Below are 25,420 nucleotides of genomic sequence, written 5' to 3'. Positions count from 1 at the left end.
AACAGACAATTATACTCTCCTCAGTCGCTGCATAAAAGGATCGTCATCCTCTATATATTTATCATCCACATCCATGCCAGCCATCGGGCCAAAATCTTGATCTGCCTTCTTAAGAATTTTACCTATGTCTAGCGATCCTAACTTTATAATGATGTCGTGGGAGTTTGGTTTTTTATCAACAGGGCAGGACATTTCCAAAATCGGATCCAATTCATTACTCTCATTGAGCATTGCCTCCAAGAGGCCGATGGCATTCCTTGCAGCGCAGAACTGTATACAATATACATTGTCAGCACTTGACGTTATCTGTATTTTCCCCAACTCTTGCTCGTCATTTTGTATTATTGACTCAATCTTCGTGTAAGCATTGAGCGTATGACGACGTAGCAGCTCAACGATGACAGCCTTTCGCCTCCTGGTTCTAACTCCTTTATTTGCAGAAATTTTCGTCGACCTGTCAACTTGAATACTACCTTTGCTGTCACTTGGGCTGTCAAACCAGTCTATGCAGTCGTCAATAATCTCTTTGCAGTGATCGAAGAAGTCAAAAATGCTCATACAATACTCACATGTTATTACGCTTGAGTTTTTGTCTGGCAAAACTCAAATACATGCCACATCTAACTTCCGGAAAAACAATTGCCACGTCCTTTGTGAAACGAGTGCGCTTTGAAAAGACGATGAAAGAAATTCCTTAAAGAATGGTAGGATCTCGAATAATTTTCCATTTTCCCACAAACCAGATCTCTCTTTTTAAATTGCTGACGCCAGCGTTGATGTGCTTGTCCGAAGTGTAGCGATCCGTCACAGCAGATCCCCCGTCGTCATCTTAAAAAGGAGGAGGCAGGCGACGAAATTGCCGCCTGCCCTGTGTAGTTCAGCCAACCGTCTTTGACGAGCAGTCTTTCGCAAGGCTACTGCCTATAGTATGCAAGAATTCAATGCAAGAATCTAGGGATTCCACATTGTACTCGGTCTTGGCATCATCCATGAGTTCATTAATGTGAACCTCGGTTTGAGTCCGCAATTCTTTGACTCCGGCGGCAATTGCAACCTTAGTGCTATCCCAAAATTTATTAACCGAGCTCTCCATATCCTCCCACGCGTTGCTCTTACGGATCGCAGTGGAAACCTTTTTAGCCAAGACCTTTTGCCAGGAGCCACCAAACAGGCTGTAGACGGCAAGCCCGATGAGGGCGGCAAGGGCGATGCCAATAGTAATGGGGCCCCCAATAGCTGCTACGAAAGAGGTCACTGTCGTAACTGATCCCACGAGTCCAAGAGAGACGAGAATACCCGCCACCTTGGCGACGAGAATGTACGCACCGAGGTTGCTCGCTATGGTTGAGACATAGAGGGCCATTGCACCCAAGCTACCAAGGCCGGCTAAACCACTGACAAATGCTGCCCTGGAATCAAAACCGTTAAACTCGCCAGGATTAATGCACGACCCGTTTATGTTAGACTTTCCTATTAAAGCAGAGGGGATAGCCTGTTGCCACCGGACAAGGAGATTGTCCACCTTATCAGAGATACTATTGCCGCTACACTTTAGTGTGCTCTCAAGCTTCGCCGAAAAGAGCTGGCCTATGTAGTTTCCTACCCCGGCCTGAGCCTCCTTCTTATCATCGTAGACGTCATCTATGATGTCGACCAAGGCCTCAACACTAGTCTTGGCATCATAGTAGTTTTTCATTGTATCCTTGTCATCTTGGCGGTACTGCTCGCATTTATCTATAAGTCTAGAAAATTCACTTATGAGCTGCTCAGCTTCTTTGCGAAATCGGGCATCCTGCTGTTGCACCTCCTGTAATCTGTGGATGGAATCTTGCTTACGGCCTTCGAGTCTTACCATAGCCTCATGGAATTTTTCCTTGGTCTTCGCAAGAACAATGCTGATATTCTGAAGAGTACGTTCGTTCTGGTTTTTCGTCAAAAATAAGGCAAGCTCCTGAATGCGTTCCAACGTCTTGATTCTGTAGAGATCATTCTCACGCCAGAAGGGCTGAATTCGATCAGCCATCTGCTCTGGCGTTGGCGAATCTTGGAGAGCACCGTCTGCCTTCCAGTGCTTAAAGATGAGCTCCTCGACCTGCCTTTTAATTCTTTTAAAGGTGATGTGCCTTACCCTTTCTACGTCATCGGGATTGACGGCTGAATGGCAGTGGGATTGGATAAAAAGAAGATGGGTGGTGGGAGCGTTAGGCGACAATGGAGGATGATTCCGCAGAATATCCGCAGCGAAACCAAGGTCATCACCCTTAAAGAAGCCTGTGTGGCCTGAGACAAAGACTATGCCGTCTGCTAGCTCAGCGCCTCCAAGCGCCTTTTGGGAATCATTGTTGCCTTCGTCCGAATTATTAAGGTCACCCGGAGTATCGAGAAGCCAGATGTGCCTCAGAATCTCACTTTCAGCGAAAACAATGGCGATGTAGGCATCGTTCGGAATCGATTCATCGTAATTATGTACCCCCAACCTCTCCAGAATGTTGAAGTCTCCATCCTCTATGAGATAGTCAGATACTAATGCCTCATCATTAATCATATGGGGGCTGAAGCCGCGACGGAAGAGTGAAACCTGACCTTGAAGTGTCTTGGGCCGATCATCTCTGTGCATCACAAGGTTGACGATACATGTTGCTGGAGCGTACTGAGTCGTCAAAATATTCTGGCCAAGAACGGTGTTGATGATTGTCGATTTGCCCGCGTCGAAATGTCCAAAAAAGCCAATAATTGGTTTCCTGTTCAAATTTCTTAGGGCTGCCTTTGCTCCATCGAGCCGCTCAAACAGATCAAGACCATTCAGGTAAGGGCAGCCACAGTTTCTTAAGGAAGTTTCAGCAACACTGACCTTATCCAGCGCCTCACTGATATGCGCCCGAATACTATCAGAATTTCCGATAGCGAGCATATTCCCTCCGTTTGGTTGTGAAACCTTTTCCAGAAAGCCGTAGTAGCGCTCCAAAGGCACCCCGATAGCCGAAAGGTATCCGGCGACCTTGATGGCATCCACATTCAAAGGCTGCTGCTCTAAGCGCGAGACAGCACGCTGATCCAGAACGGGGCCTAATCCGAACACATCCGACCGAGCTGCGACATCGCTCTGCGACAAGCCTGCTCGAGTTCGGCCTTCAACAAAAAAGTTCCTTAGAAGCTCAGTCAACCGTTCCTGGCCCATAAAACCCTCCACGGTGTCGTCGTCGATGACCACACCCCACGCGTTATCATTTAGTCAAATACGTCTAGGTTGTCAATATTTGAGACATATTTATCTTAACCATAAAAGAAATCAACATAACACATTGAATTTCATATTTATTTTTATAATTGTCTTTGAAAAAAAATAGCCCCGTGTGGTTAGCACGGGGCTTTTATGCGAAAAAGATCCGAGGCGCTGACAAAAACCTTGGTGGACACGCTACCAGCCAAAAGAGAGCCTGACTTGCCCAATCGTTGGCTTTCAGGAGACAGGGCTGTCATGGGGCGGGTTAATGGAGCCAGGGATGGGCGGGCTAATGGAGCCAGTCGTTTCATTGCCAGCCGGCTCGGACTTCCCCTCGTTGTTTGATGGTTATGCCACGCTTTCGCAAGCGCTTTCCGCGAGCCTTGGCGAGCGGTAGCTCTTCCCGTTGAGGACAAGCCGGTAGGCACCGTGGCGGAGCCGATCGATGGTCGCCGCGCCGAGCAGTTTGTTCTGGAAGGCCTCTCCCCATTCCTCAAAGTCCAGATTGCTGGTGATGATCGTCGGGCGCTGTTCGTAGCGCTCGGCCACCACGTCATGGTGTAAACCTCCCATTCTTAGTTCCAGTCGAAAGTTGAGACCTCTGGCGAGTTGATGGCGAGGTACTCGGAGGGGGTGAGGTCCCCGAGTGACTCATGGGGCCGTTGTTCGTTGTATTGCTTCAGCCAGGGGCGCATGGGTTATTCCTCCTAAACGTGCCGGGCTTCGATCTTATTTGGGCCGGCGAAAATTTCGTAGACGTACTGGCCTCTCGGCACGTCGTGGCGCCCATCAGCTAGGGCCAGGGCAATGGCCCGGTCCCATTTAGCCTCGTGGACAAAGATGACTTGCGCTTCCGGGAGCGCCAACTTTGCTTGCATGGCCAGGGTCAAACCAATCCAAGCGCAAACGTCGGGATCATAGTCGAGGCCGTATGCGCCATCCCGTCTTTTTTGATATTCTCCAAGCTCCCACCACCAGTTCCAATCGTAGAGCCGTTCCCGGAGGGCAGGCGGGACGCGATACCATGTTGCTTCATCGCACCAAAGCCCATCGGCTTCGTAATCAACCATGATCTTGATTGCAGCCATGACGCCCTCCAATCGAAATCAGCATGATCCATGTGCCGGTTGGCACCTGGATTGCCGCAAGCGGCGATGGCCTGGGGATGGGCTCGCCCAGGTCTGCCAGGGTGGCTATGTGGCCACGTACCGCGTCTTGGGCCATGGTCATAGCCTCGTCTTCAGTGTCGCCTTGGGTGAAACAGCCGGGCAGGTCGTGGAAGGTCACGACGATGTGCCCGCCCTCGCCGTGCTCGAAGATCGCGGGGTAACTATTCATTGGCCTCCCCTCTCCCGCCGAGTGCGGAAAACGATGCTCTACCTCACTGGAGGTGAATTCCGCTCACTTGGCCGTAGGTCATTCCCAGGTTGCGCTGGGTCAGAACGGGATCGGCCGGGGTGTTGACATGGACATTGATCAGATGGCCGGGCTTAACTGTGCCCTGAATCCAGGTAAGCGGCAGCGCGCCGGGGACGGGGCTCGGGTAGATAATTTCGAAACCGGGATCTGGATGCCGGATGACGATGACAGGGTTCGGGTTGGCGCTTATTTGGGTGAAGGATTTCGTGTCCGGGGGCAGGGTGAGCAGGGCTTGGGCCAGGGCTTGCTGGTCGGCGGGCGACAAGTGATTGATTATGGATGCCGCCTGGGCTCCGGTCGCATCAGGGCGGAAGCTCCATGCGAAAAAAAGCGGCGCCATCTGCGGCTGGGGGGCGCATGAAGCGAGGGCGAGGACGAACAGGACGAGACAGAGCGGTCGGCATGCGGAACACTGTATTTTGACGTGCACAGTTTTAGCTCCATAGAGGTGGCCTGCCCGAGCAAAAGCTCGGGCAGGTGAAGAATAAAATAGAGGGGGTTACTCGGCCTCGGCCGGCGCTTCTTGGCCAGCCTCCTTGGCGGCGGCTGCCGCTTTAGGGGACAGGCCGGCATTGAACCAGTCAACGGCCTCCCCAACGTCGCGGAATCCAGCAGCGTACCATTCGTCGGCCTCCGCCTGCGTAAAACCTGCCGAGCGCCACGCGTAGGCGTATTCCACTTCGTACCCTGCGTCACGCCAGGATTTTGCCTCGACAGGTGCGAATTCGTAGTACTCTCTCCACTCTCGCGCTTTAGCTGGCGTGTCGAACCCCGCGTCGCACCAAGCCAGAACTTCATCCAACTCATCCCCGGCGAAGCCAGCATCGCCCCATTCGCGGCCATCCCGATAGTCGAACCCGGCCTCGACCCACTTGGCGGTCTCTGTGGGAGTAATAGGCCAAACATCCTCCCATGCGACTGCGTCCTCCGCCACAAATCCGGCCTTGCGCCACTCTGCCGCCTCGGAGGCAACCCGAAACCCAGCATTACACCATTCACCGGCCTCGACCGGATCGGTGAATCCGATCGCAATCCAGTCGTCAACCTCGTCTTGATCAAAATTCCATTCTTCCCAGATAGCTAGGGTGTTGGTATCGAGGGCGGTGGTGGTTGTGGTCATAGTCATGTCGTATCTCCTTGAGTTAGCTAGAAATTTGTTTCAAGTGGACAAGACGACAAGTCCTGTATTTTAGGTATGTCACTGATATTGTGCGTGAACCTGCCGTGGCCGTAGATCAGCCCGGAACAGAGCCAGCAGGCCGTCCAGTCGGGAAGGCCGGAACATCAGACCGCGCCAGCCATGCGCTCGGCAGGCGGGTGGGACGTCGGTCACGTCTTTCTGGTCCGAGTGGTCCGAGGTCATTACATACCAGCGAGATAAGCGCAGAAGGCCGTGAATGGGGGATTCGGAGGTGACCGTGGCCATGGGTGGGCTCCCTTGGTTAGATTATTAACGTTTACAGCTAGTTAACCGTTTTTGATCAAAAATTTACCCTTGTTTACCCTTAGTTTACCATCTAACTATTCGAAATAATGTCTGTTTACCGTTTATACCCTAATTTTTTCGACACCCTACGTAAGAGTTTCTTTTTCCCCTGGTGGTCCATGTTTTTTCTCCTCTATAGGGTGGGGGTGGTTATTTTCGGGGTAAAAAGGGTAAACTTTCATTATTTCAGCTAGATATTGGGTAAACTTGGGGTAAGTTGGGGTAAACTTCCACCGTGAAACGGTTAACGGGTTAGGATTACAGAGGAAAATCAACATCAAGCCCCGCCTCGGTCATGGAGTCGAGCCGGAGGATGTAGCATTTTCTGATTTTTTCGCCGATTTTGGCGGTTTTGTTCTCGACATAGTACCTAGTGGACTTGAGTTGCTTTTTGAATGTTGGTTCAGGCAACACATCGTCAGTGTAACCATACTGCTTTGCCCAGCGCTGAAACTCTGGATAAACACCTTTAATCCACAGTCTGAGAAATCCATCTGTAACTTGATAATGTATTCCATTATTAATGCAGATGTCTGAAAGATGTTTTGTCGCGCCTTCGCTGGGTTCGGCCTTCGTCGCCATCCTGGCCATATGTTCAAGGATGCGATCGACGGCCGACTTGCGTTTGGGGCCGTCCTCGTCCGAAGTCGTATGGATCACGGCTTGGTCGATGGATCGGATCGCGTCGTCGGTGATGTGGGTATGGGCTCCAAGGATGTTGACCAGGGTGCGCAGGCCGAACCGGATGATCGCGGCGTTGAGCCGGGGGCGGTCGGTCAGCTTGGAATCGACTTGGGCGAGTTCGGCCTCGATGCCGCTCGTCACGGTTTGGGCATCGGTATGGAGCGCGTGATCGAGCAGGGTGCGGCCCAGGGCTTCTAGGGGGAGCGATTTGAGCGCGCGGAAGTGTTCCAGAAAATTTTTGCTCGTGTTGCGCGAAAGCGAAACCGTGCAGAGCCGGTCAAGAAGCGCGGGCTCGGAAAAGCCAGTTTCGCCAATTATGCAAACCGGGGCGTCATACCTGTATGTCCGCATCGTCTGATCAGCATAGCCACGCTGGCCTTCAAAAGAGTTGTAGGTGTCACGGATCAGGTTTGAGACCATCTGCACCTGTTTTTCATTCATTTTCGTGGACTTGTTTTCCTCGTAGATGAGCGGGATCGCGTTGGATGCGGAAACCTGACGCATCATCGTAAATTTGGTTTGTTCAGCTATTGCACGGGGGGCGGAAGTGATGCCCCACAAGCGCATGATGATTTCGCGCGCCGAGCTGGATTTGCCCGCGCCGGCTTCGCCTTCGATGTTGAGTAGGGGAAAGGACTTGTATTCGGCATGGATGCGGTCTTTGAAGAAGCAAGCGACTGCCCAGCCGAGGACGGGTAAGCTGACTTCCCAGGCGTTGAAGTTAAACAGGATGGGATTAAGCGCGGTAAGCGCGTCCGGCATCACGGAGTCGATTTGTTGCAAAGAGCAGCCGGACGGGATCTCGTTTAGGTAGACCAAGTCGGTGCGGACTCCAGTGGGGGTGAGCGCACCGTGCTCGGTGACGAATTGGAGTTCGCCGGTCGGCGTGGGGTGAAATCCGGCTGTGCGGGTGCCGGATTTTTGCTCCAGGTCGAAGTGGGCGACGTGGCGTTTCACAAGCTGGACAACTTCAATGTTTCCAGTGAAGCTAAATTCTGCATCTGGAAGAATTTTTAAAAACTTTTGCGATGAAATCCAGCAATCAGGCGTCAAAGTAATCTCTCGACGCTTCTTACAATTCTGCAAATTCGCCTTAATGTATTGACCATATCCTTCTATATATATGGATTCAAATGGCTCAATCTTGAAAGATGCAACAACCCTTGAGACTTCCATTTCGGCCTTGGCGTCCCATTTTACCAATTTCAAGACGCCGTCTTCCTCGACAACGCGAGTCGTCGTGTCGAGGATAGATTGATGTGCGGCGACCTTAGCCGACAGCGTCGGGTCAATTGGGGGGACGGCGGCGATTTGCCGCGCAACTTGGCTCAGTCCTTCGGACTGGGCCAGATCGTTGAAGTCGGATTTGCCTTTGAGATCGACAAAGCGGGGGATCGCCAGGCTTGCGCCGATGGCCTCGGCTGCGGCCGTGGCTTTTTCCAGGCCGGGATTTTTTCCCGTGCGCGCCATGGTTTCGTGATCGTTATCCGCGCAGAGGGTGATTTCGCGGGCGGGGTAGTATTTGCGGGCCTGCTTGGCCACGGGAAGCAGGTTGCCGGCGTTGAACGCGACAAGGACGGTCGCGCCGGTCGCCGCATGGATTGATGCGGCCGTGGCATAGCCTTCGGCTATGTGCAGAGGGAGTGTGGGATCTCCCTTGATCGGGAAAAAGCCGCCCTCGATCTGGCCATCTTTGAGGAATCGCTTTGAGCCGTCCGGGCGGATAAATTGGATGGACATGGGCTTGCCATTCGGGGCGAGCACGGGGACCGCGAGCAGGGATGCGGGGGAAATTTTTGTTCCGGGTGCGGCTTGGATGCCTTTTCGGATCAGGTATGGATGCTCAGGATTGGCCGGGGGAAGCTCGGCCAGGATGCGTTCGGCACGGATGCGGGCCTGGGCCTGGGCCTTGGCCAACTCGGCTTGCCTTCGCGCTTTATCCGCCTCGATGCGCGCCGCCAGGGCTTTGCGTTCGGCCGGAGTCAGCGGCTGTGTGCGCTTTTGGGTCCAAGTGCCGGTTTCCCCTGTCGCAAAATTTTGGAACCAGCCGCTTGGACTGGCATCGGCATGGAACAGATACGCGCCATCCTTGGTCCTCGGGCGGCCTAACACGGGACAACGATGCAGGTGGCCGTCCGCTATGATTTCGTCTGGCGTGATCCCGGCATCGGCGAGTGCCTGCGCGAATTCGTTGACTGGATTTGTATTGACATTGCCGGCCATCGGACGTATTGAATCATTGTTATGTGATTCCATCTGCTTTTCCGTGAGACCCCGGCGGCCACCGGGGTCTTTCGTTGTTCAAACATCCCTTCCATTTTGTTGATGCAGCACAGCGCGAAGCCGAGTACAATTACTATTGCTTTCGCATCTATATTCTATTGGAGCGCCGTGCGATGTAATATTGTGTTGATTAAGCGGCCTGTAATTTTGTTCGGTCGACGTACCAAGCCGCACCGATTTTAACAAAAATCTCTGGGCTGCGGCCCATATCGCGCCAACGCTTGATCGTACTGACCGATTTATGCAGGAGTTTTGCGGCTTCCTCAAATGTGATCATATTTGAGTTTGTTCCTGTTAAATCTTGATCAGCGCAAAGAGCAGCGCTAAGTTCTTCGCGGAATGTAACCATATCGATTTGCTCACCAGCGAGTGCAGAGAAAGTTCTCATCCAGGAAATCTCATGTGCCAAAGTTTGTAATATATATGCGTCGTACTGCGTGCTCCGCTTTGCGGCACGGTACTTCTTGGCAAGCCCGGTCTGTGCAAGGGTAATGATTGAATCACGCATACACTGCGCGACGGCAAGACATTCCGCACGGGTCATCGGAACCTGGATTGAAATAGATGGGATATCCATGACTATTCTTCCACTATAATAGTAACGTTCTTTTTTACGCTATTGATGTAATCCATGACTTTATTGCTGCCTCGCTGTGAGACTACAACCTTTTGCACATGAGACTGACTTACCCCTAAGCGCCGCGCGATGTCGGAGACAGTTAGTCCAGCCAGTGCTAAGCCCGCTTTAATTTCAAGTTCTTTAATCTTTTCAGTGTGTTCCATAATACTGCTCCCTTCTTGAAATTTTCCCGTGGGAGGATTAAATATTCCCAGAGTGCGTGTGGGCCATTTTTAATAGAGATTAAAAATGGCGTCAATAAATTTCAAATCACTTTCAAGTGATTTGTGAATTATTTAATCAAAGGAATCCAGACAGATGCACGAAAGGCTAAAAAAAATTCTGGAAGAGATCCCTGGGTCCGTCGAGGAAAAGGCTAAAGCGTTGGGTGTGAGCCACGTAACGCTTTATTCATATTTGGCGGGAAAAACCATACCCAACACTGAATTCTTACTTCGTCTTAAAAAACTGACGAGTATAGATATTGACTGGCTGTTGACTGGGGAAGAGGAAGAGACGCAAGTGCCAGGGCAGATATCAACGCTAATATTTGATTTTATCTCTGCAAAAGTCTACATTTATATTTCAAACAATAATATCAATATCATACTACCTGAATATGCAGCGCGCTCAGCAAAAATATATAATTTTCTCTTAACAGGAGATATTACAAATAAATATTTTGACGAATCAAACTTTCAGGAGAACATTGAAGAATTTAGTACAATCATAGACCATTTATTGCCTTTAGTCTTCGACACAACGGAAGAGACCATTAAAACATATATTAAAAATGAAGGAGTTAAAAACGATTAAGAAGATTACGTACTGATATTATTTATTGTTACCGAATATATCGTCTACAACACCTGTCGCCCGCTTCATGGCTTCGTCAAGTAAATGCGCGTACCGTTGCGTCATTTGTGGAGATTTATGCGTCAGCAAATTTTGCAATGTGTAAAGATCGACTTTTCCACTACTGGCGACATATGACGCGAATGTGTGGCGAAGGCCGTGGAAGCGGAATCCTTCCGGGAGATTTGCTTTCGCCCTGATTCGCTCCCATATTTTCCCAAACTGCTTCCGCTCCTCCCCTGCCCCGTTCGCGAACACCCATCCAGAATCAATCCGTAGGGACTGGACTTCGTTTAGCACGTCCAGTGCTGCTCTACTGAGCCTTAACGTATTTGATTTTTTACCTTTTGCCATCTCGGCTTGGATCGTCAGCATTTCATTTTTAAAATCGATGTCCTGCCAGCGTAAATGCAAAATTTCTCCCTGCCTAAGGCCTGTGAATAAAGCGAACTTAACAACCAAGGCCGCTGTCCGGTTCGGCCAAGCGTCGCAGACCGCGACCAACCGCCCGATTTCCTCCTGGCTCAAGCACTCGGTGACCCGATTATCCACACAAGGCGGGTCAATCCGCTCGGAGGGGTTGGCCCCATCATACCCCCCCTGCTGATAAGACCAGTTGAAAACTCTTTTTATTAAAACGAAAACCTGCCGGATCGTCGCAGCCGCATAGGGTTTCCCCTGAGCCGCCCCGGCGAGCGCCATCCCGTCAAGGACCGATTGGATATCCTTGGGCTGGATCTCGTTCATCCGGAGGCCGGAGAGCCGAGGCGCAATATGCATATCCCAGCGGTATTGGTCATCCCGCCAAGATCGTTTGTTAATTTTCGCCCAGGCCAAAAATTTATCCCAGGCTTCACCGAGTGTTGGGGCTTTGGTGACGCCGAGTACCCCTGTCTGGACGGCATCATTTTTTAATTTCGATTCGACCTGTCGAGCCAGTTCAAGTGAGCCATCGACGATCTTGACCTTGACCCGCCCTGCATGGGACACGGCAACGCGGTATTTGCGGTTGCGAGCGAGGTTGGCGGCACATTTGGGACAGACCTTCGCGCCGAGGGCGAAGGCGGAACGGCAAGCAGGACAATAGATTTGTATTCCCATGGCTGCGTACATAATGCGTACACACTCGACGGGTCAAACTGGATTTTCTTGGTCCATTCTAAAGGATACTTAATTCGTGGCCACTAAAAATTCTGCCTTATCCTAGCACAATAGGCCCGGACTGTTTAATTTGCTTTAGGCGAGTCTAGGACTACGAATCCGTAGGTCGAAGGTTCGAATCCTTCCGGGCGCACCAAAAATTTCAAGGGGTTAGCCGAAAGGCTGACCCCTTCTTCTTTTTATTGCGAATTTGCTCCAATTCTGCTCCATCTAGCTCCACGGAGGTGGAGCAATGGCCACCATTCGGCCCCGTGGGGACTCCTGGGAAGCCCGCATCCGGCACAAGGGGTGGTCCGTCACCTGCCGGACCTTTGACACCAAATTCGACGCGGAAAAATGGGCGCGCGAAATCGAATCAGAAATGGATCGGGGTGTGTTCGTTTCACGATCCGAAGCGGAGTCCACGACGCTGGCCCGAGCCCTGGATCGGTATGAAACCGATTACCTTCCCCGTCTCGCCCATCCTGATCGGGAATTCCTTCGAATCAAGGGCCTCAAGCGGCGCGTACTGGCCGCCCGCTTCCTCGCAGCGATCCGCACAAAGGACATTGCGGACTTCATCAAGGAACGCGAAGCCGAGGAGGTCTCGCCTCATACGATCCGACTTGATCTTGCCTTGCTCTCGCGACTCTTTGAGGTCGCGGCCTCAGACTGGGGTATGGAATCGTTGGGCAATCCTGTGCGGCGTGTTTCGCGTCCTAAACTGCCAACAGGACGTTCGCGATGGTTTGAGGTTTATTCATCGATTTGCAGACCCTGTTGAGGAAATTGGCTTTAATAAACACGCCGAAACTACCAGGCATCAGATAGTCTTCCATACTCTACGGCACACGTTTGCTTCCTGGCTTGCCTTGGCAGGAACGGACATCTCTCACATCAAGACATTGATGCAGCACAAGACCATCACTATGACCATGCGATATACCCATTTGATTCCTGTCGCTACGAGAGCTGCCGTCCATAGCCTGCGTCCTTCAAGTGACGTTAAAGGGGCCGAGGCGAAAAAACGCCGGGAGCAACAGGAGAAGGCCTCCAAGCATAACCTTCCAAAGTTTGCCAATGCCAAGGGAGTCTCCCGGGTGGGTATGCCGAGTCGGTTCCAAAATACGCACTCTCACCCCGCCTGCTTGTCTGGACAAAGGGAAAATCAAATCAGCACGATGTCGAATGACGCCGGGAAGACGCCCTTATAAATCGGCATATTCGCCTGCAATGTCATATTGTTACGTTGCCGCCCGAGTCTGGCCAGCTATTTGTCTACGAAAATCGGCAAGCTGCATCGCGAAGCAATGCTTCAGGCGAAGGAAATATGAGAATAATTGCTAGTGAACTTTCCTGTTTTTTGCGTATACATGGGGGGAGTGCCGGATTCTGATGTAACACACACCATCGAGCGGGGTGATGCATTATGAGAATTCTTCTGGTCTACCCAGTTTATCCAGATACCTTCTGGAGCTTTAAGCATATCTTGCCCTATCTTTCCCGAAAAGCGGCCTTTCCGCCGCTGGGGCTGCTGACGATCGCCGCCCTCCTCCCGGCGCAGTGGGAGAAGCGACTTGCCGATGTCAACGTTGCCCCCTTGAGCGACGAGGACCTGGCCTGGGCGGACATGGTTTTTATCAGCGCCATGCTCGTGCAGGAAGCCGGAGCCAAGGACATCATCGCCCGGGCAAAGGCCATGGGAAAACGCATTGTGGCCGGTGGACCGGCCTTTACCGCCCAGCCCGAGCGCTTCCCGGGCGTGGACCATTTCGTTCTCAACGAGGCCGAACTCACGTTGCCGCCCTTCCTTGAGGACCTTGCCCGGGGGACGCCGAAACCCCTTTATACGACGCCCGACAGGCCGGACATCGCGACGACTCCGATCCCGCTCTGGGAACTGATCAACTTCCGGGACTATGTCACCATGTCCGTGCAATACTCGCGAGGTTGCCCGTTTGATTGTGAATTCTGCGACATCGTGGTCCTAAACGGCCGTCGGCCCAGGGTCAAATCGACCGACCAGATGCTGCGTGAAATGGAAAGCCTGCACGAGGCCGGCTGGCGCGGCCCGGTCTTTATCGTGGACGACAATTTCATCGGCAACATCGCCTCGGTGAAACAGTTCCTGCCCCGGCTCATCGACTGGCAGGCCCGGCACGGCTATCCCTTCAAATTCATGACCGAGGCGAGCATCAATCTGGCCCGGGACGGCGAACTGGTGCGCCTGCTGAGCAAAGCCAATTTCCACAAGGTCTTCATCGGCATCGAGACGCCCTCCACGGACAGCCTCAAGGAATGCGGCAAGAAACAGAACGTGGCCGCGGATTTTTCCCAGGCGGTCAAGACCCTGCATCAAAACGGCCTGCAGGTCATGGGCGGGTTCATCGTCGGGTTCGACAGCGACACGGAAAGCATCTTCGAACAGCAAATCCGTTTCATCCAGAAGATCGGGGTGGTCACGGCCATGGTCGGTATCCTCACCGCCATGCCCAAAACACGACTCTGGCAACGACTCAAGGCCGAGAACCGGCTTCTGGGCGACGCCACTGGCGAAAACACGGACGCCAGCCTGAACTTCATCCCGACCATGAGCCGCGAAGTCCTGATCCAGGGCTACAAACGCCTCCTGTCCACACTTTACGCACCCAATAACTACTATGACCGAATCAATACGTTTCTGAGGAATTACAATCCGACAGCCCGTGGCAAATTGGTCCGGGGCGATTTCCAAGCCTTCCTCAAAAGCCTGTGGCGCATCGGCATCCTGTCCCGGGCCAGGCTCGACTATTGGAAGCTCATTTTTAAAACAGCCCTGACCAAGCGCAAGGCACTGCCCGTAGCCGTGGAACTGGCCATCCTCGGCCGGCACTTTCAATTGGTGGCCAAGCGGGCTCTTTTGGCCACGGATGCCTGGGCCGACGCCCCTGTGGATAATTCCTCCCATACCATGTGAGGCAGGGGCCGCGAATGGCGGGAACGGCCGGGACGCGTTGTTGCGACGCTGTGGCAATGGGCCACCGCGCCCCGATCCCTGGGAAACCAATCATAACAACCTCACCGGATGTTGAGACCAATAACGAGGGTGACAACCTGGCTTAAGATCGCAGCAGACACAGGACAAAAGGCAATGCCTGCGCACATGATCTCGGGCTCGATCAAGGAATGCACATGAGCATCAAAGAGGTCGGATTGAAAATCCGGGCGCGCCGCGTCCTGGGGAACGAGCAGGATACCGAGTTGCTGCGGTCGGAACTGTACAGTCTTAAGCAGCTCACGCTGCACGCCGTCAAACTGGCCGGCCTGCATGCCCTTGATCCCCACCCCGGGCCGGACATGCTGCTGCCTCGGCTTGCGGACAACGCCCGGGCATTGCGGGCGGCCTATGACATCGTGACGGTCACGGCCACGCCGGGGGGACGGGTCGTGCCGGCCGAGGCTTGGTTGCTCGATAATTTCTATCTCATCGAGCAGCAGATCAGCTTGGCCCGCCGGCATCTGCCCCGAGGCTACAGCCGGCAGTTGCCGCGACTGGCCGAGGGGCCGTCGGCTGGATTCCCCCGCATCTATGACTTGGCGCTAGAGTTGATTTCGCACATGGACGGCCGCGTCGACAACGACAACGCCACCCAGTTCGTTGCCGCCTACCAGACCGCCGAACCCCTGATGCTCGGCGAATTGTGGGCCTTCCCGATCATGCTCCAGCTCGCGCTGCTGGAAAACATCCGCCGCATCGCGATCCGCATCGCGCGTCGGCGCGAGGAGCGCGACGCGGCCATCACCTGGGCGCAGCGCATGCAGGCTACGGCAGAGAAGGAACCGAAAAAGCTTATCCTGCTGCTGGCCGAATTCGCCAACGCCGATGTGCCCCTGACCGCGGCCTTTGTGGAGGAATTTCATGCCAGGCTCCATACCCAGGGAGCCTCCATGGCCTTCATTCAGACGTGGATCGGCCAGAAACTTCTCGAACAAGGGGTGACCGCTACCCAGCTTTCCGAGGCCGCCGGCCGGACCGCCGCGACCAACCAGCTCTCCATCGCCAACAGCATTGGCAGCCTGCGTTTCATCGGGGCCATGGACTGGAAAAAGTACGTCGAGTCCTTAAGCCTCGTCGAACAGGCCTTGCGCGAGGACCCGGCCGGGATGCACGCCCGGCAGGATTTCGCCACCCGCGACCGCTGCCGGCATGTCGTCGAGGAGGTGGCCAGGGGCAGTGCGCAAAGCGAACTGGAGGTGACCCGGCAAGCCCTCTCGCTTGCGCGCGGGGCGGCGCAGCGCCTCGGCGCCGACGACCGCGCCGCCCATGTCGGCTACTACCTGCTCGATCGCGGACGCCCCGTGCTGGAACGGGCGGTCGATTGCCGCCTGTCGCTTGCGGCAAGAGTCGGCCGGACGGCCCGGACGATCCGTCTGGTCCTGTACGTCGGCCCCATCCTACTGCTGACCATCCTTATGGCCTGGGTTGCGGTGGCCGCCTTCGGCGGGTTTGCACCGGGGGACTGGCGGTATTGGCTTGTCGCGATCACCGGCGCGCTCGGCGGCTCGGCCCTGGCCGTTCCGCTGGTCAACCTGGCGGCCACCTGGCTCCTGCCGCCCCACCCCCTGCCCCGGTTGGATTTCTCGCAAGGCATCCCCGCCGAGCACCGCACCATGGTGGTCGTCCCGACCTTGCTCGGCTCCCCGCAAGACATCGCTGCCCTCGTCGATGCCCTGGAAATCCGCTACCTCGGCAATCGCGACCCCAATCTGTTTTTCGCCTTGCTGACGGATTTCCCCGATGCGTCCGAACGCGCGCTGCCAACCGACGCCACCTCGCTCGCCCATGCCCGCGCGGCGCTTGAGGCACTCAACGCCATCTACCGCGACGACCGCCCGTGCATCTTCTTCCTGTTCCACCGGCCCCGGGATTGGAACCCCTTCGAACGGACCTGGATGGGCCATGAGCGCAAGCGCGGCAAGCTCGAGCAGTTCAACGCCCTGCTGCGCGGGGAAGGCGCATCCGCCTTCTCGGAAACCGTGGGCGATGCGTCCATCCTCCCTTCGATCCGCTACGTCATCACCCTGGACACCGACACGCAACTGCCGCGGGACGCGGCCCGGGCGCTTGTCGGCAACATGGCCCATCCGCTCAACCGTCCGGTCTACGCCGCCGCCAAGGGTCGCATCATCGACGGCCACGCCATCCTGCAACCCCGCGTTTCCATCAGTCTGGCCAGCGCCGGGCAGTCGCGCTTCGCGAAACTCTTCGCAGGCGAAGCCGGCATCGATCCCTATACCCGCGAAGTATCCGACGCCTACCAGGACATTTTCGGCGAGGGCTCTTTTATCGGCAAGGGCATCTACGACGTGGACGCCTTCCGCCAGGCCGTGGACGGGCGCTTCCCGGAAAACCTCATCCTGAGCCACGACCTTCTGGAAGGCGGCTATGCCCGCTCCGCCCTGGTCACCGATGTGGACCTCGTCGAGGAGCATCCGGGCAGCTATGCCATGGACGTCAGCCGGAGGCACCGCTGGATTCGGGGGGACTGGCAGCTGGCCGGCTGGCTGATGCCGCGCGTGCCCGGACCGTCCGTCGCGGGGGAGGCGAAAGCGCGGCGACGAGCGAATCCGCTGACGGCCCTGTCGGTGTGGAAGCTGTGCGACAACCTGCGCCGCAGCCTCGTCGCACCGTCGCTTTGCGCCTTGCTGGCCGTCGGCTGGCTCCTTGGTCCCGGGCCGGCCTGGTTCTGGACGCTGCTGGTCCTCGGGGTGCTTTTCCTGCCCGTATTGCCGGGAACCCTGCTCGAACTCGCGCGAAAGCCCGGGGAGCGGTCCTGGCCGGCGCAACTGCGCCAGACCGGCAAATCGGCCGGCCGGCCGCTGCTGCTTGCGCTTTTGGCCCTGGCCTTTCTGCCCTACGAGGCGCTTGTCTGCCTGGACGCGATCGCCGGCTCGGGCGTGCGCATGCTGTTCACACGGCGCGGCCTCCTGCTCTGGCACGGTCCCGCCTATGCGCGGCGCAACGCGCGCCGTACCCTGGCCGATTTTGCCCTGGAGATGTGGTTCGCGCCGAGTCTGGCCGTGGCGTTGGCCCTGGCGCTTGGCCAACAGGCGGCCTTGCCCTGGTGCGCGCCCGTGTTGCTGCTCTGGCTGGCATCGCCGGTCGTGGCCTGGTGGATCAGCCGGCCGCTCGCGGCTCCGGTTGCGGCGCTGACCACCGAGCAGCGGTTTTTTTTGCGGGGGGCGGCCCGGCGCACGTGGCATTTTTTCGTGCAATTCGTCGGCCCGCAGGACAACTGGCTGCCGCCTGACAACTTTCAGGAATACCCCACCGAGATGCTCGCCTCGCGCACCTCGCCGACGAATATCGGCCTGGCCCTCTTGGCCAACCTGGCCGCCTGGGATTTCGGCTACATCGGCACCGGGGAATTGCTGCGCCGCACCGGGGACACCCTGGCGGCCATGGAAAAATTGGAACGCTACCGGGGCCATTTCTACAACTGGTACGACACGCGCACGCTCATGCCGCTTCGTCCCCAATACGTCTCCACGGTCGACAGCGGCAATCTGGCCGGCTGCCTGCTCACCTTGCAGGCGGGACTGGCCGAGCTCAAGGACCAGCCGGTGCTGTCCACCCGCGCGTTGGCGGGGCTTGAGGATACCGTGCGGGTGCTGGCCGAACACGTCTCCGCCTCGCGCGCCCCGGATATCGCCAGGCAGGTGGCGCAGCTTCAAAATGCGCTGCGCGACGCCAGGCAGCAGGGCCCGCCGGGTAGCCTGGCGGCCGTCGGCGCAGTCCTGGCCACGCTCAAGGACATGGGGGATGGCCTGGAGGCCGCACTGCCCCAGGACGACGCCGTCGACGCCGTGCTGCATGCTTGGGTGCAAGCCTTCAACCGGCAGGTCCATGCCCTGTGCGAAGAGTTCCGCTTGTTTGCGCCAGGGGCAGAAGCGCAGGGGCACAACCCGACCCTGGCGTCCCTGGCCGGGGAAGGCGCGCTCACCGCCGAAACGCTCCCCCAGGCCCGGGAAGCCCGGCGACGCCTCGGCGTCATCGACGATTTGTTGGAGCGCTGCCGCGAATTGGCGACCATGGATTTCGTCTTTCTCTACGACACGTCGCGCGACCTGCTGGCCATTGGCTACGACGTGGGCGAACGCCGCCGCGACCCATCCTGCTACGATCTGCTCGCCTCGGAAGCGCGCCTGACCAGCTTCCTGCTCATTGCCGAAGGGCAACTGCCGCAGAAGCACTGGTTTTCCCTGGGCCGCCTGCTGACGAGCCACGGCGGCGACCCGAGCCTCATTTCCTGGAGCGGCTCGATGTTCGAGTACCTCATGCCGCAACTCGTCATGGCCCATTACGAGCACACCTTGCTCGACCAGACCTGCAAGGCCGCCGTGTCGCGCCAGATCGAATACGGCCGGCAACGCGCCGTGCCCTGGGGCATTTCCGAATCCTGCTACAACGCCGTGGACCTGAACCAGGCCTACCAGTACCGGGCGTTCGGCGTGCCCGGGCTGGGTTTCAAGCGGGGGCTCGGCGAGGACCTGGTCATCGCGCCCTACGCCAGCGCCCTGGCCCTGCTCGTGGCCCCGCGCGAGGCCTGCCGCAACCTGGAGCGCCTGGCATCCGAGGGCTTCCAGGGCGCGTTCGGCTTCTACGAGGCGGTCGACTACACCCCCGCGCGCGTGCCCCGGGGTAAAAACCACGCCGTCGTGCGCGCGTTCATGGCGCACCACCAGGGCATGAGCCTGCTGGCGTTCGCCCAGGCTTTGCTTGGCGAACCGATGCAACGCCGGTTCATGGCCGCGCCCTCCATCCGTGCAACGCAGTCGCTGTTGCAGGAGCGGGTGCCGAAAAACGAAGCCACGCTCCACCCGCACACCGCCGAAGTGAGCGCCGCCGCTCGTCCCCCGGCCACGGAAGCGGGCGCGATCATGCGCGTCTTTACCGACCCGGATACGCCCCTGCCCGAGGTCCATCTGCTCTCCAACGGCCGCTACCACGTCATGGCCACCCATGCCGGCGGCGGCTACAGCCGCTGGCAGGATCTGGCCGTCACCCGCTGGCGCGAGGACACCACCTGCGACGCCTGGGGCACGTTCATCTATCTGCGCGACAGCGACACGGGGCGGTACTGGTCCAGCGCCCACCAGCCGACGTTGCGCCCGGCCGAACGCTACGAGGCGGCCTTCGTGCAGGCGCGGGCCGAATACCGGCGACGCGACCAGGGTATCGAAACCCACACCGAAATCAGCGTCTCGCCCGAGGACGACGTCGAGATCCGTCGGCTCACGCTGACCAACCTGTCCTCGCATCCTCGGCATATCGAGGTGACAAGCTACGCCGAGGTCGTGCTCGCCCCGCAGAATGCCGACCTGTCCCACCCTGCCTTCAGCAACCTCTTCGTGCAGACCGAGATTCTGCCGCAGCGCCAGGCGATCCTGTGCTCGCGCCGGCCACGCACGTCGGACGAACGGACGCCGTGGCTGTTCCACCTGTTCGCCGCCCCCGGCGTGTCCACCGGCGAACCCTCCTACGAGACGGATCGGGCCGTCTTCATCGGGCGGGGCCGAACGGCGGCCACCCCCCTGGCCCTGGACGAAGGTGGCCCGGCAACACTCTCCAATACCGCCGGAGCGGTGCTCGATCCCATCGTCTCCATCCGTCGCGCCATAGCCTTGTCCCCCGACGCCTCGGCGACCGTGCAGATCATTTCCGGCGTCGCGGACACGCGCGAGGCCGCCCTGGCCGTCATCGACAAATACGGCGACCGGCACTTCGTCGAGCGGGCCTTTGAAATGGCCTGGTTTCAAAGTCAGGAAGTGCTGCGTCACCTGGGCGCGGCCGAAGCCGACGCCCAGGTTTACGGACGCCTGGCCTCCTGCGTCGTTTTCGGCAACGCCCTGCATCGCGCCGCGCCAAGCGTCATCGCCCGCAACCAGTTGGGCCAGTCCGGGCTGTGGCGTTTCGCCATTTCCGGCGACCTGCCGATCGTCCTGGTGCGCATCGGCGGCATGGACCGCATCGATCTGGTCGCCCAGATGCTTGCCGCCCATGCCTATTGGCGGCTGAAGGGACTGGCCTCGGACCTGGTGATCGTAAACGAGGATTTCTCGGGCTACCGTGCGGTGCTCCACGACCGGATCATGGGGCTTGTCCACGCCGGTCCCGAAGCAGCGGTCATCGACCGGCCGGGCGGGGTTTTCGTGCGCCGGGCCGAGGAACTCTCCGAAGAGGACCGGGTGCTCTTCCAGACGGTCGCCCGGGTCGTGCTGACCGATTCCGCCGAAACCCTGGCCGAACAGGTGGGACGCCACCTGCCGACCCGGCGGTTGCCTGACCGGCTGGACGCCTGGCCGCGACCGGCCGCCGAACCGGTCCCGCCCCTCCCGGCGCGCGAGCGCATCTTGGAAAACGGCCTGGGAGGCTTCACGCCCGACGGGCGCGAATACGTCATCATCCTGGAGCCCGGCCAGACCACGCCCGCGCCCTGGGTCAACGTCATCGCCAGCCCCCACATCGGCACGGTCGTGAGCGAATGCGGCAGCGCCTATACCTGGGCGGAAAACGCCCACGAATTCCGGCTGACCACCTGGCGCAACGACCCTGTCGGCGATGCCGGTGGCGAGGCGCTCTACCTGCGCGACGAACGAACGGGGGAGTTCTGGTCGCCGACGGGACTCCCCGCCCCGGGGCGAGCCGGATATGTCTGTCGGCACGGCTTCGGCTACAGCGTGTTCGAGCATGACGAGGGGGGCATCTTCTCGGAACTCTCCACCTATGTCGCCATGGACGCGCCGGTCAAATTCATGGTGGCGAGGCTGCGCAACCATTCAGGGCGGCCGCGCCGCCTGTCGCTGACCGGCTACTTCGAACTGGTGCTCGGGGAGTGGCGCCACACCAACCTCCTGCACGTCGTGACCGAAAAGGACCCCCTGACCGGGGCGGTTTTCGCCCGCAACACCTACGGCCGGGAATGCGGCGGCCGGATCGTCTTTGCCCAGGTCAGCGAGCGGGAACGCACGGTGACCGGAAACCGGACCGAATTCCTCGGCCGAAACGGCAGCCCGAATAATCCCGCCGCCCTTGGCCGAAAGTCTCTCTCGGGCAGGACCGGGGCCGGCCTCGATCCGTGCGCCGCCCTCCAGACCCGGATCGAGCTGGCCGAAGGAGAAGAGCGGGAGATCGTCTTTCTCCTCGGCGCGGCCCGGAATGGCGACGAAGCGCGATACTTCATCGAACGCTTCGGCGGCCCGGCCGGGGCGCGTCTGGCCCTGGAAACGGTGTGGGAACACTGGAACCGCACGCTCGGCGCGGTCAACGTGGAGACGCCCGATCCGGCGCTCGATGTGCTGGCCAACGGCTGGCTCCTCTACCAGACGCTGTCGTGCCGGCTCTGGGGGCGCAGCGGCCTGTACCAATCCGGCGGTGCCTACGGGTTCCGCGACCAGTTGCAGGACACCATGGCCCTGGTCCATGCCGCGCCCTGGCTTACCCGCGAACAGTTGCTGCGCTGCGCCGGACGCCAGTTTCCCCAGGGCGACGTGCAGCATTGGTGGCATCCGCCCAACGGCCAGGGCGTGCGCACCCATTTTTCGGACGATTATCTGTGGCTGCCCTATGCGGTCGCCCGCTACGTGCGAACGACCGGGGACACGGGCGTCCTCGACGAAGGCGTGCCGTTTCTGGAAGGCCGCGAACTCGATCCGAACGAGGAGTCGTATTACGACCAACCGCAACGCTCGTCGGAAACGGCCAGCCTCTATGAGCATTGTGTCCGGGCCATCCGGCACGGGCTGCGTTTCGGCGCGCACGGCCTGCCGCTTATGGGCTGCGGCGACTGGAACGACGGCATGAACCGCGTCGGCCGGGCCGGTCGGGGCGAAAGCGTCTGGCTGGCCTGGTTTCTGTACGAGAACCTGGAGCTGTTCGCCGGTCTGGCGCGCGGCCGGGGGGACGCGGCCATGGCGGAGACATGCGCCGTGCAGGCCGCCCGGTTGCGCGAGGACATCGAGGCCCAGGCCTGGGACGGCGATTGGTACCGCCGGGCCTACTTCGACGACGGCACGCCGCTTGGTTCGTTGGAAAACGTGGACTGCCAGATAGACTCCATCAGCCAGAGCTGGGCGGTCCTGTCCGGCGGCGGCGATCCCGAACGGGCCAGGCAGGCCATGGCGGCGGTGGATGCACGTCTCGTGGACCGCGACGCGCGGTGCATCAAGCTGCTCGCCCCGCCGTTTGACGCCTCGGACCTCGAACCCGGCTACATCAAGGGCTACGTGCCCGGGGTGCGGGAAAACGGCGGCCAGTACACCCATGCCGCGATCTGGGCCACCATGGCCCTGGTCCGGCTGGGCGAGGGGGAACGCGCCTGGGAGTACTTCGCCATGCTCACCCCGGTCAGTCACGGGAATTCTCCGGAAGCCATCGCCCGCTACAAGGTCGAGCCCTACGTCATAAGCGCGGACCTGTACGCCGCCCCGCCCCACACGGGCCGGGGCGGCTGGACATGGTACACCGGGGCGGCCGGCTGGATGTACCGGCTGACCGTGGAAACGCTGCTCGGCCTTACGCTGGAGGTGGACCGGCTGCGCCTCGCGCCGTGCATGCCGGCGCATTGGGATTCCTACAAAATCCACTACCGCCACCGCGAAACCGTGTATCATATCACGGTCAGGCGTCTTGGCGCAAAAGCCACCCGGGAAATACAGGTGACGCTGGACGGCGTCATGGTCAATGAAACGATCGAGACGGGAGCGGGACGGGCGCAAGGCCTGATCCCCCTGGCGGATGACCGCCGGGTGCACCATGTCGCGGTGGAGGTACGCTGACGGCAGTCGACATTTCTGGCATCTCTGCCCGTCTCTCAGGGGAATACCCACGGGAAAGGGGCTCTTCCCCGCGCTTCTTGCGGAGCTTCGGGATGGGCCTCCCCAGGGACGGGGCGTCTTTGTGCAAACCGTCCCTGGGGAGGTATCGGAAGAATGTAGCAAAGATATCCCGGCAGGATGGACAAAATTTTATAGTGTGATATATAGTAAAAGTAGCAAAAAAATTCTAGACCGTTATCTTGAGAAACACTCAGGAAACGGTTATTGAAAAATATTTTAAAAAGGGCTGTCATGTACAACTTGTTCAAGCTTTCTTCACAGCTGGTGGCTGCTTTCGCAGTCCTGTTTCTTGTTTTGATATTCCCAGCACATGCAATGACGCTTCCTATCCATGGAGCAGTGCTCAACAGCACCGAGACGTTCACCGGAAAGGCGACAGTGCACTTTGGGGGCGAGGGGAATTTGACCCTCACGACGAACAAGGGCGTGCTCTGCAAGGGTGATTTTGTTCATGCCTCGCAGCAAAAAGGCAAGGGCACGGTCACCTGCGAAGATGGTCGTCTTGGCTCCTTCGAGTTTGTCACCGCCGGGTTTTCGGGCACTGGCGCCGGCATAATCGGCGTCGAGCATTTTGACTTCCATATCGGGAAGTAGTCGCGCAGGCGGTCCTCCCGTTTCACGCGACTCCAAAGGACCGGAGACGCCGTCTGCGACGATGCGGGACAGTAACGACGCTGGCCAAAAACATGGCACCATCAACGAACTTCTATCGGCCTTTTCTTCTGGCTATCTTCCTGGCGGCCATCGCGATCATGGGCACACTCCTGTGGCCATTCAGGCATGCCATGGTTCTCGCCCTGGTCCTGGCCACCCTGGTGCACCCCTTGCGGAGGCGGCTGCCCCGCCCGGTCCAAACGCGCCGGTTCCTTGCCGCAACCATCCTGAGCCTGCTGACGATCCTGTTCGTGCTTCTGCCGCTGGCAGGACTGGCGACCCTGCTGACCAGCGAGGCCGTCACGTTCATTCACACGACCATCACCTGGTTTCGGACCGGCGGGCTTACCGAAGCCGTGGCCTGGATCCACGCGCTTCCCCTGCCGAACTGGGCCAAAGGCTACCTCGACGTATCCTCCATTGATTTGCGCAAAATCGAGACCTTGGCCTTATCCTCCGGGGGGGACATCGGCCTGTGGTTCCTTTCGGCCGGCAAAGGGATTGCCAGCATCGGGCTGCAACTGCTCGTGCTGGTCATGTTCCTTTTTTATCTTCTGGCCGAAGGGGAGCGTCTCATGGAGCTGCTGCGCAAGGCTTCGCCGCTGCGGCGGGATCAGGAAGACGCGATCATCGCGCGTTTCAAGGCGGTGTCCCAGGCCGTGCTCCTGGGAGGCCTGGGCACCAGCGTCGCCATCGGGGTGGTCACCGGCATCGGGCTTTGGATCGCGGGGATTAGTCCGCTGCTCTGGGGGGCCGTCGCGGTCATTGCATCGCTGATACCCGTTGTGGGACTCAGCATGATCATGCTTCCGGCGATTATTTCCCTTATCGCCACAGGCTCGGTCAAAATGGCGATCTTCCTCGCGCTCTACTGGCTTCTGATCGTCAATTCGGTCGATAACGTCGTGCGCCCGCTTTTCATGCGCGGTACGGCGCGCATGTCCCTGGTCTGGGTGTTCGTCTCCATTATCGGAGGAGTTCTTATGTTTGGCCCCCTTGGGCTGTTGTATGGGCCGTTGGCGCTCAGCATCTCATTTCTCTTCCTTGAAATCTTTTTCGATGCCCAAAAGGAAACGGACGACCATGCGTCGCCTGGAGCATGATCCGTGGACAGGGATTGGCCATCATACGCGGATTTGGTGAAAAGGATGGACCGCGAGGATTGAGGTGGTCGCGGGAA

The 25,420-nt window shown here is 58.0% G+C and carries 19 protein-coding genes and 1 pseudogene; 7 read left to right on the top strand and 13 right to left on the bottom strand.

The window, feature by feature from the left end; all coding sequences use genetic code 11:
- Nucleotides 1-9: 9 nt before the first annotated feature.
- The 12 genes and pseudogenes from Q368_RS25800 to Q368_RS25795 all read right to left on the bottom strand — a co-directional run bounded on the left by Q368_RS25800 (nucleotide 10) and on the right by Q368_RS25795 (nucleotide 9,878).
- Nucleotides 10-558, bottom strand: a complete 549-nt coding sequence (locus Q368_RS25800) for a hypothetical protein (RefSeq protein WP_156955749.1) — start codon at nucleotides 556-558, stop codon at nucleotides 10-12.
- 319 nt (nucleotides 559-877) lie between these two features.
- A complete protein-coding gene (locus Q368_RS0114505) occupies nucleotides 878-3,211 on the bottom strand; it encodes a dynamin family protein (protein ID WP_211249781.1) in 2,334 nt (777 codons plus the stop codon).
- 360 nt (nucleotides 3,212-3,571) lie between these two features.
- The gene (locus Q368_RS0114500; RefSeq protein WP_029459777.1) at nucleotides 3,572-3,796 is read right to left on the bottom strand and encodes an ATP-binding protein; all 225 of its coding nucleotides are present in this window, start codon (nucleotides 3,794-3,796) and stop codon (nucleotides 3,572-3,574) included.
- A 2-nt stretch (nucleotides 3,797-3,798) separates the two neighbouring features.
- A pseudogene (locus Q368_RS24785) lies at nucleotides 3,799-3,909 on the bottom strand (integrase core domain-containing protein); the annotation flags it as partial.
- Nucleotides 3,910-3,930: 21 nt separating this feature from the next.
- Complete coding sequence (locus Q368_RS0114490; RefSeq protein ID WP_043786072.1) at nucleotides 3,931-4,311, bottom strand: hypothetical protein; 381 nt, start codon at nucleotides 4,309-4,311, stop codon at nucleotides 3,931-3,933.
- Nucleotides 4,286-4,561: a type II toxin-antitoxin system HicB family antitoxin gene (locus Q368_RS0114485; RefSeq protein WP_052360180.1), complete on the bottom strand. Its 276-nt coding sequence runs from the start codon at nucleotides 4,559-4,561 to the stop codon at nucleotides 4,286-4,288. Before Q368_RS0114485 ends, Q368_RS0114490 begins: the two co-directional genes overlap by 26 nt.
- A 43-nt stretch (nucleotides 4,562-4,604) precedes the next feature.
- Nucleotides 4,605-5,072, bottom strand: a complete 468-nt coding sequence (locus Q368_RS0114480; protein WP_029459774.1) for a hypothetical protein — start codon at nucleotides 5,070-5,072, stop codon at nucleotides 4,605-4,607.
- 69 nt (nucleotides 5,073-5,141) lie between these two features.
- Nucleotides 5,142-5,768, bottom strand: coding sequence for a hypothetical protein (locus Q368_RS0114475; protein ID WP_029459773.1), 627 nt, complete (start codon nucleotides 5,766-5,768; stop codon nucleotides 5,142-5,144).
- A gap of 72 nt (nucleotides 5,769-5,840) precedes the next feature.
- Entirely contained in the window at nucleotides 5,841-6,068 is a 228-nt protein-coding gene (locus Q368_RS0114470) for a hypothetical protein (protein WP_029459772.1), read from the bottom strand.
- A gap of 318 nt (nucleotides 6,069-6,386) precedes the next feature.
- Nucleotides 6,387-9,068 carry a toprim domain-containing protein gene (locus Q368_RS23960; RefSeq protein ID WP_084158818.1) on the bottom strand — a complete coding sequence of 894 codons (2,682 nt, stop codon included), beginning with the start codon at nucleotides 9,066-9,068 and terminating at the stop codon, nucleotides 6,387-6,389.
- A 157-nt stretch (nucleotides 9,069-9,225) separates the two neighbouring features.
- Nucleotides 9,226-9,672: a helix-turn-helix domain-containing protein gene (locus tag Q368_RS24780; RefSeq protein ID WP_084158817.1), complete on the bottom strand. Its 447-nt coding sequence runs from the start codon at nucleotides 9,670-9,672 to the stop codon at nucleotides 9,226-9,228.
- Nucleotides 9,673-9,674: 2 nt separating this feature from the next.
- Complete coding sequence (locus Q368_RS25795; protein WP_156955748.1) at nucleotides 9,675-9,878, bottom strand: helix-turn-helix domain-containing protein; 204 nt, start codon at nucleotides 9,876-9,878, stop codon at nucleotides 9,675-9,677.
- Nucleotides 9,879-10,032: 154 nt separating this feature from the next.
- On the opposite strand from Q368_RS25795, the gene Q368_RS25790 reads away from it, so the two are divergent.
- The gene (locus Q368_RS25790; protein WP_156955747.1) at nucleotides 10,033-10,530 is read left to right on the top strand and encodes a helix-turn-helix domain-containing protein; all 498 of its coding nucleotides are present in this window, start codon (nucleotides 10,033-10,035) and stop codon (nucleotides 10,528-10,530) included.
- An 18-nt stretch (nucleotides 10,531-10,548) separates the two neighbouring features.
- On the opposite strand, the gene Q368_RS0114460 is transcribed toward Q368_RS25790, so the two are convergent.
- Nucleotides 10,549-11,670: a tyrosine-type recombinase/integrase gene (locus Q368_RS0114460; protein ID WP_162179652.1), complete on the bottom strand. Its 1,122-nt coding sequence runs from the start codon at nucleotides 11,668-11,670 to the stop codon at nucleotides 10,549-10,551.
- A 292-nt stretch (nucleotides 11,671-11,962) separates the two neighbouring features.
- Between Q368_RS0114460 and Q368_RS27040 the strand changes: the two genes are divergently transcribed.
- From Q368_RS27040 to Q368_RS0114435, 6 genes are all read left to right on the top strand, one after another.
- Complete coding sequence (locus Q368_RS27040) at nucleotides 11,963-12,493, top strand: hypothetical protein (RefSeq protein WP_245611368.1); 531 nt, start codon at nucleotides 11,963-11,965, stop codon at nucleotides 12,491-12,493.
- Nucleotides 12,417-12,923: a tyrosine-type recombinase/integrase gene (locus tag Q368_RS24770; RefSeq protein ID WP_245611356.1), complete on the top strand. Its 507-nt coding sequence runs from the start codon at nucleotides 12,417-12,419 to the stop codon at nucleotides 12,921-12,923. The genes Q368_RS27040 and Q368_RS24770 overlap by 77 nt, the downstream gene beginning before the upstream one ends.
- A gap of 215 nt (nucleotides 12,924-13,138) precedes the next feature.
- Nucleotides 13,139-14,665 (top strand): B12-binding domain-containing radical SAM protein, encoded by a 1,527-nt coding sequence (locus Q368_RS0114450; RefSeq protein ID WP_029459768.1) that lies wholly within the window; start codon nucleotides 13,139-13,141, stop codon nucleotides 14,663-14,665.
- Between the two features lie 215 nt (nucleotides 14,666-14,880).
- A complete protein-coding gene (locus tag Q368_RS0114445; RefSeq protein ID WP_211249780.1) occupies nucleotides 14,881-23,526 on the top strand; it encodes a GH36-type glycosyl hydrolase domain-containing protein in 8,646 nt (2,881 codons plus the stop codon).
- 264 nt (nucleotides 23,527-23,790) lie between these two features.
- Complete coding sequence (locus Q368_RS0114440; RefSeq protein ID WP_156955745.1) at nucleotides 23,791-24,180, top strand: hypothetical protein; 390 nt, start codon at nucleotides 23,791-23,793, stop codon at nucleotides 24,178-24,180.
- A gap of 92 nt (nucleotides 24,181-24,272) precedes the next feature.
- The gene (locus tag Q368_RS0114435; RefSeq protein ID WP_029459765.1) at nucleotides 24,273-25,343 is read left to right on the top strand and encodes an AI-2E family transporter; all 1,071 of its coding nucleotides are present in this window, start codon (nucleotides 24,273-24,275) and stop codon (nucleotides 25,341-25,343) included.
- Nucleotides 25,344-25,420 lie beyond the last annotated feature (77 nt).

It is taken from the genome of Solidesulfovibrio alcoholivorans DSM 5433 (assembly GCF_000702665.1).
GTDB lineage: Bacteria > Desulfobacterota > Desulfovibrionia > Desulfovibrionales > Desulfovibrionaceae > Solidesulfovibrio > Solidesulfovibrio alcoholivorans.
This window is presented reverse-complemented; position numbering and strand designations above follow the sequence as displayed.